The 16,608-nt window shown below is 73.6% G+C and carries 10 protein-coding genes, 2 tRNA genes and 2 pseudogenes; 5 read left to right on the forward strand and 9 right to left on the reverse strand.

Features of this window, described 5'->3' with window-relative positions:
* Nucleotides 1–12: 12 nt before the first annotated feature.
* The 4 genes from M6G08_RS07265 to M6G08_RS07280 all read right to left on the reverse strand — a co-directional run bounded on the left by M6G08_RS07265 (nucleotide 13) and on the right by M6G08_RS07280 (nucleotide 4,323).
* Entirely contained in the window at nucleotides 13–1,566 is a 1,554-nt protein-coding gene (locus tag M6G08_RS07265) for a HAMP domain-containing sensor histidine kinase (protein WP_272586353.1), read from the reverse strand.
* Nucleotides 1,563–2,303 carry a response regulator transcription factor gene (locus M6G08_RS07270; protein WP_272586354.1) on the reverse strand — a complete coding sequence of 247 codons (741 nt, stop codon included), beginning with the start codon at nucleotides 2,301–2,303 and terminating at the stop codon, nucleotides 1,563–1,565. The genes M6G08_RS07265 and M6G08_RS07270 overlap by 4 nt, the downstream gene beginning before the upstream one ends.
* 125 nt (nucleotides 2,304–2,428) lie before the next feature.
* The gene (locus tag M6G08_RS07275; protein ID WP_272586355.1) at nucleotides 2,429–3,319 is read right to left on the reverse strand and encodes an amidohydrolase family protein; all 891 of its coding nucleotides are present in this window, start codon (nucleotides 3,317–3,319) and stop codon (nucleotides 2,429–2,431) included.
* 116 nt (nucleotides 3,320–3,435) lie between these two features.
* Nucleotides 3,436–4,323 carry a DUF2797 domain-containing protein gene (locus M6G08_RS07280; protein WP_272586356.1) on the reverse strand — a complete coding sequence of 296 codons (888 nt, stop codon included), beginning with the start codon at nucleotides 4,321–4,323 and terminating at the stop codon, nucleotides 3,436–3,438.
* A gap of 122 nt (nucleotides 4,324–4,445) precedes the next feature.
* Between M6G08_RS07280 and M6G08_RS07285 the strand changes: the two genes are divergently transcribed.
* The gene (locus tag M6G08_RS07285) at nucleotides 4,446–4,805 is read left to right on the forward strand and encodes a winged helix-turn-helix transcriptional regulator (RefSeq protein ID WP_272586357.1); all 360 of its coding nucleotides are present in this window, start codon (nucleotides 4,446–4,448) and stop codon (nucleotides 4,803–4,805) included.
* A 19-nt stretch (nucleotides 4,806–4,824) separates the two neighbouring features.
* Here the strand turns inward: M6G08_RS07285 and M6G08_RS07290 are convergent, their stop codons facing one another.
* Nucleotides 4,825–6,309: a peptidoglycan D,D-transpeptidase FtsI family protein gene (locus tag M6G08_RS07290; RefSeq protein WP_272586358.1), complete on the reverse strand. Its 1,485-nt coding sequence runs from the start codon at nucleotides 6,307–6,309 to the stop codon at nucleotides 4,825–4,827.
* Between the two features lie 265 nt (nucleotides 6,310–6,574).
* Between M6G08_RS07290 and M6G08_RS07295 the strand changes: the two genes are divergently transcribed.
* The gene (locus M6G08_RS07295; protein WP_272586359.1) at nucleotides 6,575–7,879 is read left to right on the forward strand and encodes a hypothetical protein; all 1,305 of its coding nucleotides are present in this window, start codon (nucleotides 6,575–6,577) and stop codon (nucleotides 7,877–7,879) included.
* 84 nt (nucleotides 7,880–7,963) lie between these two features.
* Nucleotides 7,964–8,266, forward strand: a pseudogene (locus M6G08_RS07300) (protein kinase); the annotation flags it as partial.
* A 59-nt stretch (nucleotides 8,267–8,325) separates the two neighbouring features.
* Here the strand turns inward: M6G08_RS07300 and M6G08_RS07305 are convergent.
* The 3 genes and pseudogenes from M6G08_RS07305 to M6G08_RS07315 form a co-directional block, all read right to left on the reverse strand.
* A pseudogene (locus tag M6G08_RS07305) lies at nucleotides 8,326–8,691 on the reverse strand (DUF6234 family protein); the annotation flags it as partial.
* A 182-nt stretch (nucleotides 8,692–8,873) separates the two neighbouring features.
* A tRNA-Arg gene (locus tag M6G08_RS07310) sits at nucleotides 8,874–8,946 on the reverse strand.
* A gap of 168 nt (nucleotides 8,947–9,114) precedes the next feature.
* Nucleotides 9,115–9,205, reverse strand: a tRNA-Ser gene (locus M6G08_RS07315).
* A 179-nt stretch (nucleotides 9,206–9,384) separates the two neighbouring features.
* Between M6G08_RS07315 and M6G08_RS07320 the strand changes: the two genes are divergently transcribed.
* Together M6G08_RS07320 and M6G08_RS07325 are read left to right on the forward strand one after the other, a co-directional pair.
* Nucleotides 9,385–9,897 (forward strand): SSI family serine proteinase inhibitor, encoded by a 513-nt coding sequence (locus M6G08_RS07320; RefSeq protein WP_272586361.1) that lies wholly within the window; start codon nucleotides 9,385–9,387, stop codon nucleotides 9,895–9,897.
* 200 nt (nucleotides 9,898–10,097) lie between these two features.
* Nucleotides 10,098–14,633, forward strand: a complete 4,536-nt coding sequence (locus M6G08_RS07325; protein ID WP_272586362.1) for a hybrid sensor histidine kinase/response regulator — start codon at nucleotides 10,098–10,100, stop codon at nucleotides 14,631–14,633.
* 52 nt (nucleotides 14,634–14,685) lie between these two features.
* Here M6G08_RS07325 and M6G08_RS07330 read toward each other — a convergent pair whose 3' ends face one another.
* Entirely contained in the window at nucleotides 14,686–16,362 is a 1,677-nt protein-coding gene (locus tag M6G08_RS07330; RefSeq protein ID WP_272586363.1) for a long-chain fatty acid--CoA ligase, read from the reverse strand.
* Between the last annotated feature and the right edge of the window lie 246 nt (nucleotides 16,363–16,608).

Genomic DNA, 16,608 nt, shown 5'->3' on the forward strand with positions numbered 1-16,608 from the left:
CACCGACACTTCTCAACTCCCCTGTCGCACCCGTGTGGTGACGCTGTGCTGTGCCTGTGAGTGCGCCGGCGCGTCCTGCGGGGCCGGCAGGCGCAGGGTGAAGACGGTGCGTCCGGGCACGCTGTCGACGGTGACGGCGCCGCCGTGCGCGGCCGCCACGGCCTGCACGATGGCGAGCCCGAGGCCCGTCGACCCGGTGGCGCGGGTGCGGGCCGAGTCGCCGCGCGCGAACCGCTCGAAGACGTGCGGCAGCAGCCCTGCCGGGATGCCCGGCCCGTTGTCCTCCACGTCCGCGCGCAGCCACGCCCCGGCGCGCCGTACGCGCGCGGTGACGGTGGTGCCGGGCGGGGTGTGGCTGCGGGCGTTGGCCAGCAGGTTGACCAGCACCTGCTGGAGCCGGGCGGCGTCCGCCGAGACGATCGCCGGTTCGTCGGGCAGGTCGAGGCGCCAGGTGTGGTCCGGCCCGGCCGCGCGGGCGTCGCTGACGGTGTCCACGACGAGTGGTACGAGGTCGGTCCGCCCGAACTCCAGCGGCCGTCCGGCGTCCAGGCGGGCGAGCAGGAGCAGGTCCTCGACCAGCCCGGTCATCCGCCCGGCCTCGGACTCGATGCGGCCCAGCGCGTGCCGGGTGTCGGGGCCGACCTGTTCCCCTCCCCGGCGGGTGAGTTCGGCGTACCCGCGGATCGAGGCGAGCGGCGTGCGCAGCTCGTGACTGGCGTCGGCGACGAACTGCCGTACCCGCGTCTCGCTCTCCTGGCGGGCGTGCAGCGCCCCGTGCACGTGGTCCAGCATCCGGTTGAGCGCGGCGCCGACCCGGCCGACCTCGGTGTGCGGGTCGCACTCGGACTCCGGGACGCGTTCGTCGAGGTTCACTTCACCGGCGTGCAGGGGGAGTTCGGAGACGCGGGTGGCGGTGGCGGCGACCCTGCGCAGGGGGCGGGTGGCGACACCGACGATGACGGTGCCGGCGAGACAGGCGGCGACGAGACCGGCGGCGGTGACGCTGGCCTCGACGATGACCAGAGTGCCGACGGTGCCGGTGACCTCGGAGGTGGGGACGGCTGCGTAGTAGCCGTCCCGGTACTCCACGCGGTAGTCGCCGAGGCCGCCGATCTCGACCGTGTGTTTGTCCCCGTCCCGGGGTGCGGAGGCCAGCGCGGCGCGTTCCGCCTCGGTGAGGGCGACCGGGCCGATACCGCTGAAGTCGGTGCTGTCGTCGTCCTTCTCGCCGTACTTGGCGTCGACGACGACGCCGCCCCGGACCTCGGCGACGATCGTGCCGAGCGGCTGCGGACCGCGGGTGACGAACTCGTCCAGGTCCATCCGCCGCGGGCCGTCGGCGCCGGGCAGAAGGCCACCGGGTCCGGCCCCGCCGGGCGGCCCGAAGCCGGACACCCGCATCGCGACCTCGTCCAGCTGCTTGTCCAGCTGGTCGTACAGGTGCGACCGCAGCGCCACCGTCGTCACCGTGCCGATCACCGCGCACACCACCGCGATCAGCGCCACCGACGCGACGACGAGCCGCGTCCGCAGGGTCCGCGGACGCGGTCGCCGCCGTCCGCTCACGACACCGCGGGCTTGATCAGGTAGCCGGCGCCGCGCCGGGTGTGGATCATCGGTTCGCGCCCGGCGTCGATCTTCCGGCGCAGGTAGGAGATGTACAGCTCGACGACGTTGGCCTGCCCGCCGAAGTCGTACGACCACACGCGGTCCAGGATCTGCGCCTTGCTCAGCACACGCCTCGGGTTGCGCATCAGGAACCGCAGCAGCTCGAACTCGGTGGCGGTGAGGTGGATGCCGTCGCCGCCCCGCGTCACCTCGTGGCTGTCCTCGTCGAGGGTGAGGTCGCCGACGACCAGTACGGACTCGGAGCGCCGGTCGGCGGCACCGGTGCGCCGGATCAGTCCGCGCAGCCGGGCGACGACCTCCTCCAGGCTGAACGGCTTGGTGACGTAGTCGTCCCCGCCCGCGGTCAGCCCGGCGATACGGTCCTCGACCGCGTCCTTGGCGGTCAGGAACAGCACCGGCACGTCCGGCAGGTCGCGGCGCAGCCGCCCCAGCGCGCTCAGCCCGTCCATGTCGGGCAGCATCATGTCCAGCACCACCGCGTCGGGCCGGAACTCGCGCGCGGCCTGGACGGCGCCGTGGCCGTCGCCCGCGCTGCGGATCTGCCAGCCCTCGTAGCGCAGGGCCATGGAGAGCAGTTCGGTGATGGACAACTCGTCGTCCACCACCAGCACCCGGACGGGGCTCCCGTCCGGCCTCAGCAGTTCGGTGCGCCCCTGGGGCGAGGTCGTGGTCATACCGGTCACCCTGGCGGTGCGCTCTGAGAGCACTCTTTCGCCAACCTGTGATTTTCCTGAGAAACCCACAGAGGGCTCGGGCTCCCCGGCGCGCCCGGCCGGACCGGTCCTGGTCGCCGTCGCCGTCAGTGCCCGGGCAGCTCGAACAGCCGGGCCCCGTTGTCGTGGCACACGTTCCGCAGCCACGCGTCACCGAGCTCCAGCCGCTCCAGCGCGCGCAGCTGGTGCAGATAGGGGTAGGGGATGTTGGGGAAGTCCGTCCCGAGCAGGACGCGGTCGCCGAGGCCGGCCAGCCGGGGCAGCGCCCGCCGGGGGAAGGGGGCGAGCCGCTCGCTGAAGTCGGTGAACGCCATGGTGGTGTCCAGCCGCACCTCGCCGTACCGCTCGGCCAGGTCCAGGAAGTCCTCGTACTCGGGCATCCCCATGTGCGCGACCACCAGCCGCAGCCGGGGGTGGCGGGCCAGTACGCGGGCGATCGGCTCGGGCCCGGTGTGCTTGCCGGGCGCCGGCCCGGACCCGCAGTGGATCACGACGGGCACCCCCGCATCGGCGAGCAGCCCCCACGCGCCGTCGAGCAGCTCGTCGGCCGGGTCGTAGGCACCGACCTGGACGTGCGCCTTGAAGACCCGCGCCCCCGCCTCGACCGCCTCGCGGACGTACGCCTCGACACCGGGCTCGGGGAAGAGGGTGGAGGTGTGCAGGCAGTCAGGGGTCCGGCGGGCGAAGTCCACCGCCCAGCCGTTCAGCCACCGGGCCATGCCCGCTTTGTGCGGGTACAGCATGGCGGTGAAGGAGCGCACACCGAACTCCCGCAACAGTGCCGTCCGTTCGTCCTCCTCCCTCCGGTAGGTGATCGGCCACTCGACACCGCCGGTCAGCGGCCCGAGGGAGTCGAAGTAGCCCCACACCTTGCGCAGCACGCGCTCGGGCATGAAGTGCGTGTGCACGTCGACCAGCCCGGGCAGCCCGAGCCCCTCCCAGAACCGGCGGACCTGTCCGGCCTCCTGATCGCTCATGGAGCCACGATCGCGCCCGGCCCGCCCCCGGAACAAGGGTCCGGATCAAGAGGCCGGGACAAGAGGCCGGAACAAAGGGCCGGAACAAAGGGCCGGAACAAGGGGCCGGGAAGGGGTCAGAACAGCCCGTCCTGCACTCCGGCCGCCGTGTCCCTGAACTCCCGCAGGGGCACGGCACACGGCTCACCCCCGGCCGCCACCAGCTCCCACCCGGTCATCAGCCGCGAGTCGAGCGCGATCACCCCCCGCTCCGTCGCCAGATGCAGATCGGGCCCCGCGACGGCCACCAGCCCGCCCCCGATCGCACCACCCGCCACCAGTTCGGTCACCTCCCCCACGGCGCCCGGAACCTCGGCCCCCGCCTCCGCGATGCCGAAGGCGGCCGCATGGTCCACGCCCCGGAACGGCTCCGGCGTCAGCGACTCCGGCCAGCCGCCCAGCGCCACCGCCCGCGCGTGCAGCTCCGCGATCTCGGCCGTCCGCTCCCCCTCCGACCCCGGCAGTCCGGACCGCACCGCACGCTTCTGGGCGTAGGGGATGCGGTCGGGCACCCCCAGCGCGGCCCGCAGCAGCTCCTCCGTCCGCCGCGCGGCCATCAGCGGGCCGTGGCCCAGCCAGCTGAAGCAGACCGCGCCCTGCTCCAGCAGCCGGGCAGACCCCCGCTCGTACGCGGTGATCCCGACCTTGACCAGGCCCGGCCCGAACCACGCCAGGTAGACGCGGTACGGCCGCGGATCGTCCGCGACGGTGTCGGCGGCCACGGAGTGCGCCCGGTCCAGCCGCGCGCACTCCTCGCACCGCGCCCCCGTACTCCGCCCCGGCACGCCGGCCCGCACCGGGCACCCGTGCCCCCGTGCCCCCACGCAGGTCCGCTCACCCCCCTCAGCGACCCCGAAGGCCACCCTTCTCCCCCGGACCAGCGCACTGCGCCGTCCCCCGACCCACGTCAGCACGGGACCGTCCGCCGCCCACCGCAGCCCCGAGCACTTCCACGTCTGTGCCATCCCCGCCGAGCGTAGAGGCCACCACTGACAACGCCACCGCCACCGCCACCGCCACCGGCAGCCACAGCCACAGCGACGTGGCGGGCACTGCCCGGAAGACAGTGCCCGCCACGACGTACGGTATGAGCATGATGGGAAGCGACGCGACGTGCCCGGAACGCCTGGTCATGGAGCACGTCACCAGCCGCTGGGGCACCTTGGCCCTGATCGCCCTGCTGGACCGCCCCTACCGCTTCAGCGAACTGCGCCGGGAGATCGGCCGGGTCAGCGAGAAGATGCTGGCGCAGACCCTGCGGACCCTGGAGCGCGACGGCCTGGTCCACCGGGAGGCCGAGCCGGTGATCCCGCCCCGCGTGGACTACTCGCTCACGGACCTCGGCCGGGAGGCCGCCGAGCAGGTCCGGGACCTCGCCCGCTGGACGGAACGGCGGATGACCGCGGTGGAGCAGGCCCGCGAGGCGTACGACGCCGGCCGGGCCTGACCCGCCACCGCGCTCCGCGTCACTGCTGCAGGACCGCCTTCATGACGTCCCGGGCGATGGGCGCGCCGAGGCGTCCACCGGAGATGTCCGCGCGGGAGATGTCCATGTCGGTCGGGTCGATGAAGACGGCGACGGCGACGGAGGACCCGTCGTCCTTCTTGCCGTAGGAGACGAACCAGCCGTAGGGCACCTTCTCGTCCACGTCGACGCCGCGCTGCGCGGTACCCGTCTTGCCGCCGACCGTGATGCCGTCGATCAGGGCACGCTCGGCGCTGCCCTCCTTGGCGGTGAACTCCATCATCTGCTGGACCTTCTGCGCGGTCTCGGCGGAGACCGCCTCGCTCATCACCGCGGGTTCGGTCTTCTCCAGCGTGTCGAGGTCCGGGCCCTTGACCTCGTCGACGATGTAGGGCTGCATCAGCTTGCCGTCGTTGGCCAGCGCGGCGGTGACCATGGCCATCTGCATCGGCGTGCTGGTGAGGCTGCCCTGTCCCATGCCGGTGAGCGCGGTGCCCGGCAGGTCGAGGTCCTCGGGGTAGAGGCTCTTGGTGGCGAGCAGGTCGCCGAAGTCGTCGGAGTAGACGTCCTCGTTGAAGCCGAACTTCTCGGCCGTCTCCCGCATCTTCTCCGGCCCCAGCTCGGCGGCGGCGTCGAGGAAGACGTTGTTGCACGACCACTGCATCGCGACCTTCATCGAGGCCTTGTCGCAGACGGCGTCGCCGGCCTCACTGCCGATCTTGGTGCTGGACTGCGGCAGCTGGTACGGCGACTCGGCGTCCGTGCGCGCGTCGATGTCGGTGACCGCTCCGTGCTCCAGTGCGGCGGCCGCGGTGAGGATCTTGAAGGTGGAGCCCGGCGGGTAGGTCTCGCGCAGCGCGCGGTTGGCGAGCGGCTTGCGCTTCTCCTTGGTGAGCGCGACGAAGCGGTCCGACTCGTTGAAGGTGCCGCCCGAGAACGTCGACGGGTCGTAGGAGGGCGCCGACACCAGCGCCAGCACCTTGCCCGTGCTCGGGTCGAGCGCGACCACGGCTCCCCGGGCGCCCTCCAGCTTGGTCAGCCCGTCCCACGCGGCCTTCTGCGCCTTCGGGTCGATGGTGGTGACCACCGAGCCCGCCCGGCGGCCCTCCCCGCTGACGACGTCGGCGAACCGCTGGAACGCCAGCCGGTCGTCCTTGCCGGTCAGGATGCCGTCGTAGGTCTTCTCCAGCAGCGTCATGCCCTGGGCCTGCGACGCGTACCCCGTCACCGGCGCGTACATCGGCCCGTTGACGTAGGTGCGCTTGTACTTGAGGTCGCCCTCGGTCTCGGCGGAGCCCGTGATGGCCCGCCCGCCGACGATGATGTCGCCGCGCGGGGTGGAGAACTGCTCGATCTGCACCCGCCGGTTCTTGGTGTCGGAGGCGAGCTCCGGGGCCCGGACGTACTGCAGCCAGTTCGCACGGATCAGCAGGCCGAGCACCAGCAGCCCGCAGAAGATCGCCACGGCCCTCAGCGGCTTGTTCACCGGATGCCTCCGTCGAGGCTCGGCCGGGTGGCGGTCGGCCTGTCGGATATGGAGACGCGTCGTCGCAACATGGGCACACCCTAGACACAGTCACGGGCCCTCTTCACCGGGCGGTGCGACCTTGCGACGCGTCTGGGACAGACCTGTGCCCCGGTATTGCCCGGCACGGACGGCCCCGTTGATCATAAACTCATCACACTTCCAGGCCGACCCCTCCACTCCCGGCGGCCGGCCCCCACCGTCTCTTCCCACGAAGGGCCCGTTTGTGAGACTCCGTCGTTCCCTGTCCGTGGCCGCCGCGGTCGCGGTCGCCACGCCCGTCGTACTGCTCACCTCCGCTCCGGCGTTCGCCGCCGGGACGCCCTCGGCGCAGACGCAGCACCAGCCCACATACGCGGAGCTGGAGAAGGCCGCCGCGGACGCGGCCAAGGAGTACGAGGACGCCCTCGCCGCCGAGAAGGAGGGGCGGAAGACGGTCGACGCCGCCATGGCGGCGCTGGACTCCGACACCCACCCGCTCAAGGCGGCCACGATCACGGCTGCCAAGGCGGCCAAGGACGCGGCCGACGCCGAGGCGGCCGCCGAGAAGGCCGTCACGGACGCGCGGGCCGCGGTCGAGGCGGCCGGGACCGACGCCGAGAAGGCCGAGGCGCAGCTGGCCCTGGAGGCCGCCGAGACCGACCTGGCGGAGGCCGTCGGGGCCAGGCAGGAGGCCGACGCCGCCGCCGAGGCGGCCCAGACCGCGCTGGACGACGCCCGGGTGGCGGCGGTGCGCGCGTACGGGAAGCTCAAGACGGCCCTGGACAAGGCCCTTGAGGCCAAGGAGGCTGCCGAGGAGGCGCTCGGCACCGCGAAGGAGTGCGTCCGCGAGGACGGACTGACCGCGCTCGCGGTGGGGCTGCCGTCCAAGGTCGTCGCCGGCACCACCGTCGACTTCACCCTGCGCGTGACCAACGGGTCCGAGCGCACGCTGGACGTGGACCCCCTGGCCTTCGTGCACGTGAAGGGCGAGGGCAGCGGTGCGAAGGGCGCGCTGAAGGTCAAGTGGTCCGACGGCTCCGGCTGGAAGACCCTGGGCGGCAACCGGCCCGAGCACATCGCCCCCGTCGACACCATGAAGCCCGGCGAGCACAGCGACGTGAAGCTGCGGATGAAGGTCGCCGCCGGCGCCGGGGCCGCCGACGCCTTCGCCCTGTTCGCCGCAGACGCCTCCAGCGCGTACAAGCCCTGCGTCCTGGGCCCGATGAAGCGCTACGACTTCGAACTCCTGCCCGCGGACAGCGACCCCGGCCCGGTGGACGAGGCCGACCCCGGCAAGCCCGGCAAGGACGACGACAAGCGACCGGACACCGCGGGCACGGGTACCTCCCCGCAGGGCGGCACCCCGCAGCAGACGACGCAGACGGTGGACACGGTGCGCACGTCGGCCACCGGGACCGGCGGCACCCTCGCCCAGACCGGCACGTCCCCCGCGCTGGCGCCGCTCGGCATCGCGAGCGCCGTCGCCGTGGCACTCGGCGCCGGCACGGTCGTCGCCGCACGCCGCCGCAGGGCCGCGGACAACGCCTGACGCTGCCCACCACCGACCGTTTCCGCCCGGTCCGGGCCACCACACGTGGGCTCGGACCGGGCGCTCACGCCCACGGCTCAGCGCATGGTCCTCAACCGTCGCGGCTCAACGGTCTGGGAGGTCGAGAGCCATCGAGGCCGGTACGCCGTGAAACCCGGGTATCCGATCGAGGCCACGGCCGACTGGCCTGCCCAGCCCTGGACCGCGCTCTCTGGGGCCCGTGAGGGCGCCATCTCGCACCGCCTGGGCTCCGCAGACGTGGCCTACGCCGCGTGGGAGCAGGGGACATGGCACTTCCAGCCGTGGCATGAAGGTCCGGATCCGCCCCGGTTGTGGAAACCCTGTCGTTCCGCCGACTCGACCGTCACACCGAACGTCAGTGCGGCGCCGTGTCCTTCGCAGCCCACCGCTGACGGTACGTCGCGGCACCGCTGGTCTTGATGGGACTGAACCTCAACGCCACCGAAGACAACGATGCAGACCAAGGCGGCCATGCCGGCTTGGGAGACAACCGTGACGACGGCTCCGGCCCACGCCGCTGTCGCGGCCGCCGCAACGGCGAGGAGCCCGACTCCGCCAGCAGCAACCAGGTAGTTCCACAACGGGTCGGTCGTGACGCTCTTCGCTGGGTCGAGGTTGAACCCGGACAGGAACCAGAGTCCGAAGATCACCACAAGGATGGTCAGCTCCAGGAGCACGAGACCACACCCGGCCCCGATATCGGCACCGCGGTCCGCACGGCGCCGCGGTCCGGGGCCAGTGGTGGCATCGAAGGCCGGCGCGGCAGCGGGCAGGTTCATACTCGCCACCATGCTCGCCTCTGCGAGGCTGTCGCATGAGTACGGCTACTCAGCTCCGCATCGGGTGGATCTCATGACTCACCCGAGCCCAGCCGGTTCGCCACCCGCCCCGTGAGGAGGTTGCCGTCAAACACTGCCGTCAAGGCAAAAACCAGAGGCCCTGTGGATCACTCCACAGGGCCTCTGGTCTGCTGTGCACTCGGCAGGATTCGAACCTGCAACCTTCTGATCCGTAGTCAGATGCTCTATCCGTTAAGCTACGAGTGCTTGTCTTTTCAGTTCTACCGTCGCTCCCGGCCCTTTCGGCCCGCTCGCGGCGACAGGAAGAACATTACATGACTGCCGCCGTCATGTGAAATCCATTGACCACACCCCTTGTGACCTGCGAAAACACCGAAGCCCCGACCAAGTGGGCCGGGGCTTCGGTGATGGGTGCGGAGGCGGAGGGATTTGAACCCTCGATGGGGGGTAAGCCCCAAACCGCATTAGCAGTGCGGCGCCATAGACCGGACTAGGCGACGCCTCCAGACAACATCACCGACTCGCGGGCGAGCGCGAGCGGTGCGTGCCGATGATGACACAGTTGAGCGCGCTGTCACCAATCGACCCCTACGGTACTAGGCGGGCGGGCCGCAGGGCAAAGCCTTACGGCGTGGTCGGCGACCCGTCGCGCAACGTCCGGCGGGCCGGCGCGTTAGTCAGGTCATGTCGCAGGTCACCCGAGTCCCCGCCGCCCGCCTCCTCGGCGCCGCCGCCCTGTCCGTCGCGAGCCTCGCCGCCCTGTCCGCGCACCCGGCCACGGCCGCCGGCCCGCACACCCCCGCCGTCGGCCCCGCCACCAGCCCGCACGCCCCCGCCGTCGGCCCGGACGCCCGGGCCACGGACCACCTGACCGTCACCGTCCGGGACGCCGGCCCGGACGCCGACGGCACGTACGAGCTGTCCTGCGGCCCCGCCGGCGGCACCCACCCCGACCCGGCCGGCGCCTGCGCCGTCGTCGAGCGCGACACGCGCTGGGGACAGGACGCCTTCGCGCCGGTCCCCGAGGGCAGCGTCTGCACCATGCAGTACGGCGGCCCGGCCACCGCACACGTCACGGGTACCTGGGCCGGCCGCCCGGTCGACGTGACGTACGACCGCCGCGACGGCTGCGAGATCTCCCGCTGGGACCGCATGGTGCCGCTGCTGCCCGAGGTGGGCGCGCCGGGACGGTCGTAGGCGGCTCCGGCGGGTGCCGGAAGGGCGGCGCCCGGGGGCATCGGTCACACGTTCTGCGTCATTCCCGCGTGCGACCTACGTCCCGTCCCGCACCGCCCGCCGGGCCCCAACCCTTAGACTCCCTCGCGTGACACGCTGCGGGCCGATTGGCAGGATGGCCCGAGCGGTCGGCAAGTGCGGTAACAGGAGGGAAGCGTCTCGTGAGCAGCAGGCCATCCCGAGGCGCTGCTCGCCTCGCAGCCATACTGGACGCGCTGCCGGACGCGTTGGTCCTGGTCAACGCCAACGGCACCGTCGTCAACGCCAACACCATCGCGCTGGAGGCCTTCGAGACGCCGGGCACGGCGCTGGTCGGGCGCGGGCTGCTGGACCTGCTGCCGGAGTTCGACTCGCGGCTCATCCCCGGCTCGATGCGGCGCCCCGACCACATCGACCCCCGCGCGCGCACCAAGCCGACCCGCATGGTCGCCCGGCGCACCGACGGCAGTGAGTTCCCCGTCGAGGTCACCAGCGCCAACCTGGAGACCGGCCAGCAGGCCTACGACAACTACGGCTACACCGGCGACGAACTGCTGATGCTCGTCGTCCGCGACCTCTCCGGCACCGTCGACACCGAGGCCGAACTGGCCCGTTCGCAGCGGCAGACCGAGATGATCCTGCGGGCCGCCGCCGAGGGCGTCGTCGGCACCGACACCGACGGGCGGATCGTCCTCGTCAACCCGGCCGCCGCCCAGATACTGGGCTACCGCGCCAGCGACCTCGGCGGCCGTGAGCTGCACACCCTCGTACTCCACTCCCGGGCCGACGGCTCCCCGTTCCCGTACGACGAGTCCCCGCTCGCCGACACCCTGCGCTCCGGACGCAAGCACCGGGTGCGCGGGCAGGTGCTGTTCTCCAAGAGCGGCGACCAGGTGCCGGTCGACCTGACAACCGCCCCCGTGCGCGACGGCGACCAGCTCGTCGGCGCCGTGATGACCTTCACCGACCGGCGCCCCTACGACGCGTTGGTCAAGGAGCACGAGGACGCGGAGCGGCGGCACGCCGAGGAGCTGGAGCGGCTCTCCGAGGAGCACGCCGCCGAGCTGACCGCCCTGCGCCAGGAGCACGTGAGTGAGCTGGAGGAGCTGCGGGAGAAGCACGCGGAGGAGGTCGCCGCGGACGCGGACCGCTACGCCGCCCTCGGCGAACGGGAGAAGGACCGCTACGAGGCGCTCGCCGCCCGGCACGAGCAGCTCCTCACCCTCCTCGGCGGCTCCCTGCGCGGCCCCCTGGACGAACTGCGCCAGGAACTCGCCGCGCTGGCGTCGGACGACGCCGGGCAGCTGTGGCCCGAGGCCAACCAGGTGCTGCACCACCTGTCGGCCGGTTACTCGCGCATCACCACGCTCATCGACAACGTCCTCGGCTACCAGCGCCTCGACGTCGGCAACGAGGGCGTCGCCCGTACGAAGGTGATGCTCGACGCGGTCGTCGCCTCCGGTGTCGACGGTGCCGTCGAGCTGATCGGGCCGGGACGGGTGCAGTTCGCGGTGCACGCGCCGCCCATCGAGGCCGAGGTCGACCACCGGCTGCTCGCGATCGCCCTCGCCCACCTCGTCGCGGACGTGGCGGGCGTCGACGCCACCGGCAACTCGCCCGTGTCGGCGACCGGCGGCTACCTGGACAACACCGTCGTGGTCGCGGCGGCGCAGCGCGGCGAGGTCGTACGCATCGAGGTGCGCGGGCCGTACTCCGGGGGCGACCCGGTGCACGAGCCGATCGTGCGCGGGATCGTGCGGGCGCACGGTGGCGTGCTCCAGACGCACGAGGTGCCGGGTATGAGCGGCAGCGCGTTCGTGCTGGAGGTGCCGATCGGGGGCGGGGCGGGAGCCGTCGCGGGCCGGGCCCCGGCACCGGAGTCCGTACCCAATCAGGCGTCGGTGCCGGTACCGGCCTCGGGACCGGGCGGCGCCGAGGACGCTGCTGCGGGTGCCGCGGGCACGGTCGGTGGTGCGGCCGGTGCGGAGGCGGCCGGGTCCGGTGGCGGGCGGCGGCGTGCCCGGCGGGCGTCCGTCGACGCGTTCCTGGAGAGCGAGGTCGCGGGAGCGGCGGGCGAGGGTGCCGACGGGGCCGGTGCCGCCGAGGCCGGTCCCCAGGGTTCGGGTGCCGCGCCGACGGGACGGCGCAGGCGACGCGCGGCCCAGGCCCAGGCCCAGGCTGGAGAACAGGTGGCGCAGGCGTCCGCACCGCTGCCGGTTCCCGCGCAGGCCGCCCCGGGCGAGGGGTCCGGCGGTACCGGGCGCAGGCGCGGTCGCCCGGCGGAGGACGCGGCCGGCGCCGTCGAGGCCGCGCACCCGATGGCGCTTCCCGCCGGCGTGTCCGAGGGCGCCGTCGTCATGGCCGGGGAACACGGTGGCGGGGCCGCGGCCTCCAACACCGGTCTGGGCGGGACCGTACCGCCGCAGGGCGTTCCCGCGCCGACCGGCCGGCGTGCCCGGCGGGACGGTGCCGCGCAGCAGGCGCTGCCGCCGGCCCTCCCCGCGCAGGCCGGTGAGTCGGACCCGGCGGACGCGGACCGGCCCACCGGGCGCAGGCGTCGCGCCCTGGCCTCCGCGAACGAGCGCGCCGCCGCGCAGGAAGCAGCACCCCGTCAGGTGTTCGCCCTGCCGCCCGCCGACGCGGACCGGCCGTCCGACGCCGTGGCGGAGTCCGGAGGGGCGGATGGGCAGGCAGCGGCCGCGACGGTGGGGTCCGCCGGTGGGACGGCGGCCGCGGCGACCCCGGCGCCCGCTCCGCATGGCCAGGGGCATCAGCAGGGACAGGAGCACGGACGGGGCCCCGGACCGCTGCCCGGACCGACCGTCCCCGGTGACGCCCTCGTCGACGACGGCCGGCACGACGCCGTACCGCACGACCAGGCCGACGACCACACCCCGCCGCAGCCGCACCCGGCCGAGGCGCCCACCGGACGGCGCCGCCGGGCCGCGACCGCCCCGCAGGCGGAGGCGGCCTCGCCCGGGCCGGCGCCGGGTGGTCCGGCCCCGTCGGCACCCGTGCACGGAGGGCCCGTTCCGCCGCAGAGCACCGCCGGTCAGCAGGCACCCGCGCCGGCCGCGCCGGCCGACCCGACGGCGCGCGCCCAGCCCGCCACCGGTCAGCCCGCCACCGATCAGCCCACTACCGGACAGCCCGCGCCGCAGCCCTGGCCGGCGGCCGCCACGGACGTGCCGGGCACCGGTCCGCACGCGACCGCGCCGGACGCCACCGCACCGGACGCCACCGCTCCGGGCGCGGCCACTCCCGGAGCGCCGGGCACCGCACCGGGCACGGAGACCCCCGCGGCGCCCGACGGCACCACCGGCCCCACGCCGGCACCCGCCCCGGGGACCCCCGCCGCACCCGCGGCCCCGGCGCGCCCGCGGGCCGTTCCCGCGACCACGCCGAGCCAGGGCACGCCGCTGCCGCCCGAGAACGCACCCGCCCCGCGCGCGGCGCAGCCGCTGCCCGCCGAGTCGTCCGCGCCCGTCGACCCGAACTCGACCCAGGGGCGGGCGATCAGCGTGCGGACGCTGGGCCAGGGCGTGCCGTTCAACCGGCAGGCGGTCCAGGTGCAGCAGCCGACGGCCACCCCCGCCCCGCAGCAGCCGGGCGGTTCGGGCCGGCGCCGCAAGCTGGGTACGCCGCCCGACCCGGCCGCCGCGCGCACGGACCAGCCGGCCGCCACCACGCAGCCGCCGGCCCGGCCCCAGCAGCCCCAGCAGCCCCAGGGCCCTGCCGCGGGCCAGGCCCAGGGCGCGGGCCAGGCCCAGGGCGCGGGCCAGCCCCAGCCTCGCCCCCAGCCCCAGGAGCAGCCGTCCCTGACCGGGGGTCAGCCCCGGCGCATGCCGGGGACGGAGGGCGTCGGACGCTCGTACGCCATAGGCGCGCCGGACCGCAACGCCGCCGAGGGTCCCGAGCCGCTGGACGGGCCCGGCGGGGCCGTGGAGGTCGCCGACCCGCCGCGTCCGCAGCCGATGGACGACGAGTTGCCGCCGGAGCCGCTGGACAACCCGCGGCGGCTGCTGGTGTGGCCCGCTCCGGACGTGTCCACGCAGCAGGCGCTCAGCGACCGTGGTTACCGGCCGGTCACCGTGAACTCGCGCGAGGAGGTCGACGCCCAGATCGCGGCGTTCCCCGCCGCGCTGTTCGTGGACCCGCTGACCGGCCCCATCACCCGTACCGCGCTCCAGTCCCTGCGCCAGGCGGCGGTGGCGGCCGAGGTGCCGGTGCTGGTCACGGCCGGCCTCGGACAGGCCTCGCGGGACGCCGCGTACGGCGCCGACCCCGCCGTACTGCTGAAGGCGCTCGCGCCGCGCGACAGTGAGCAGCACCCGCCGCGCGTCCTGCTGATCGAGGAGCACGCGGAGATCGCGCTGGCGCTGACCGCGACGCTGGAGCGGCGCGGGATGCAGGTGGCGCGGGCGGCGAGCGACGCCGACGCGGTGACGCTGGCCGGGCAGTTCCGGCCCAACCTGGTCGTGATGGACCTGATGCAGATCGAGGCGCGCCAGGAGGGGCACGCCGGGATCATCGACTGGCTGCGCGCGAACGGGCAGCTCAACCGCACCCCGCTCGTCGTCTACACCGCCGCCGTCGACCAGGCCGACCTGCCGCGGCTGGCCTCGGGCGAGACGGTGCTGTTCCTGGCGGAGCGTTCCACCAGCGGCGAGGTGCAGACCCGGATCGTCGAGCTGCTCTCCCGGATCGGCACCAACTGACGCGCGTACGCCGGGCTCGACACCGCCCGGCGTACGCGCGCTGCGGACCCGGTCAGAGCCGGGTCACGTCCAGCCCTCCGTCGGCGTACTGCCTGCGCAGCACCTTCTTGTCGAACTTGCCGACGCTCGTCTTCGGCACCGCCTCGATCACCGTCCAGCGCTCCGGGAGCTGCCACTTGGCGATCTTGCCGTCCTCGGCGAGGAAAGCCCGCAGTTCCTCGAAGCCGACGCTCGCGCCCTCCTTGAGGACGACGGTGGCCAGCGGGCGCTCGCCCCACTTGTCGTCGGGGACGGCGACGACGGCGGCCTCGGCGACGTCCGGGTGGGACATCAGCGCGTTCTCCAGCTCCACGGAGGAGATCCACTCGCCGCCGGACTTGATGACGTCCTTGGCGCGGTCGGTGAGGGTGAGGAAGCCGTCGGGGGAGATGATGCCGACGTCGCCGGTCTTCAGCCAGCCGTCCTCGCTGAACTTGTCCTCGGGGCGCAGCGGCTCGGCGCCCGGCCCGTTGTAGTACGCGCCGGCGATCCAGTTGCCGCGCACCTCCAGCTCACCGGCGGACTCGCCGTCCCAGGGCAGGCGCTCGCCGCCGGGACCGGTGAGGCGGGCCTCGACGCCGGCCGGGAAGCGGCCCTGGGTGAGGCGGTAGGCGAACTCCCGGTCGGTGCCGATCGCGTGGGCCGGCGGCCGGGCGACCGTGCCGAGCGGGGAGGTCTCCGTCATGCCCCAGGCGTGGCAGACTCGCATGCCGAGCTGGTCGAAGGCCTCCATGAGGGAGGGCGGGCAGGCGGAGCCGCCGATGGTGACCTGGGTGAGGGAGGAGACGTCCCTCGGCTTGGCGGTCAGCTCGGCGAGCAGGCCCTGCCAGATGGTGGGGACGGCGGCGGCGTGGGACGGCCGCTCGCCCTCGATCATCTCGGCGAGCGGGGCGGGCTGGAGGAAGCGGTCCGGCATCAGCATGTTCACGCCGGTCATGAAGGTGGCGTGCGGCAGGCCCCAGGCGTTGACGTGGAACTGCGGAACGACGACCAGTGAGGTGTCCTCGTCGGTCAGGCCCATCGACTGAGCCATGTTGACCTGCATGGAGTGCAGGTAGATGGAGCGGTGGCTGTAGACCACGCCCTTGGGGTCGCCGGTGGTGCCGGAGGTGTAGCACATGGCGGCGGCGGCCCGCTCGTCCAGCTCGGGCCAGTCGTAGGCCGTCGGCTTCCCGGCGATCAGGTCCTCGTACTCGTGCACCTGGACCGACGCACCAGCCAGCAGGGCGCGGTCGCCGGGGCCGGTGACGACGACGTGCTCGACCGTCTTCAGGTGCGGGAGCAGCGGGGCGAGCAGCGGCAGCAGGGAGCCGTTGGCGATCACGACGCGGTCGGCCGCGTGGTTCACGATCCAGGCCAGCTGCTCGGGCGGGAGGCGGAGATTGAGGGTGTGGAGGACCGCGCCCATGGAGGGGATCGCGAAGTAGGCCTCGACGTGCTCGGCGTTGTTCCACATGAGGGTGGCCACGCGCTCGTCGTCGCCGACGGCGAGGTCCTCGCGCAGGGCGTGCGCCAGCTGGGCGGCACGCTCGCCGATCTCGGCGAAGGAGCGGCGGTGCGGCTCGTCCTCACCGGTCCAGGTGGTCACCTGCGAGCTGCCGTGGATCGTCGACCCGTGGTTCAGGATCCTCGAAATCAGCAGCGGTACGTCCTGCATCGTGCTCAGCACGGTGTCCTCCCGGGGCGACATTGCCTACGCGGCGGTAAGGGTTGCGCTGATTCTGCGCACATACCGCGCGGTATGTCACTACTCCGGGCTGATCGATCAGTGTGCGGACGTCTCCGGGGTGTCCCGACGGGCGCCCTCGACGGCGGCACACGCACCGGGCCGGGACGGACGCATACCGGCTCGGAACCGGACGAAGCCCGGCTCAGGACCGGACGGACCTCCGTTCAGGGCCGGACGGACCTCGGCTCAGGACCGGACGGACCTCGG

This window comes from Streptomyces sp. M92, assembly GCF_028473745.1.
Classification (GTDB): Bacteria; Actinomycetota; Actinomycetes; order Streptomycetales; family Streptomycetaceae; genus Streptomyces.

What these genes read in the sequence shown, in the direction of transcription:
- M6G08_RS07330 (WP_272586363.1), bottom strand. Translation starts at nt 16,362, where the DNA reads ATGTCGCCCCGGGAGGACACCGTGCTGAGCACGATGCAGGACGTACCG.
- M6G08_RS07285 (WP_272586357.1), top strand. Translation starts at nt 4,446, where the DNA reads ATGAGCATGATGGGAAGCGACGCGACGTGCCCGGAACGCCTGGTCATG.
- M6G08_RS07320 (WP_272586361.1), top strand. Translation starts at nt 9,385, where the DNA reads ATGTCGCAGGTCACCCGAGTCCCCGCCGCCCGCCTCCTCGGCGCCGCC.
- M6G08_RS07270 (WP_272586354.1), bottom strand. Translation starts at nt 2,303, where the DNA reads ATGACCACGACCTCGCCCCAGGGGCGCACCGAACTGCTGAGGCCGGAC.
- M6G08_RS07280 (WP_272586356.1), bottom strand. Translation starts at nt 4,323, where the DNA reads ATGGCACAGACGTGGAAGTGCTCGGGGCTGCGGTGGGCGGCGGACGGT.
- M6G08_RS07275 (WP_272586355.1), bottom strand. Translation starts at nt 3,319, where the DNA reads ATGAGCGATCAGGAGGCCGGACAGGTCCGCCGGTTCTGGGAGGGGCTC.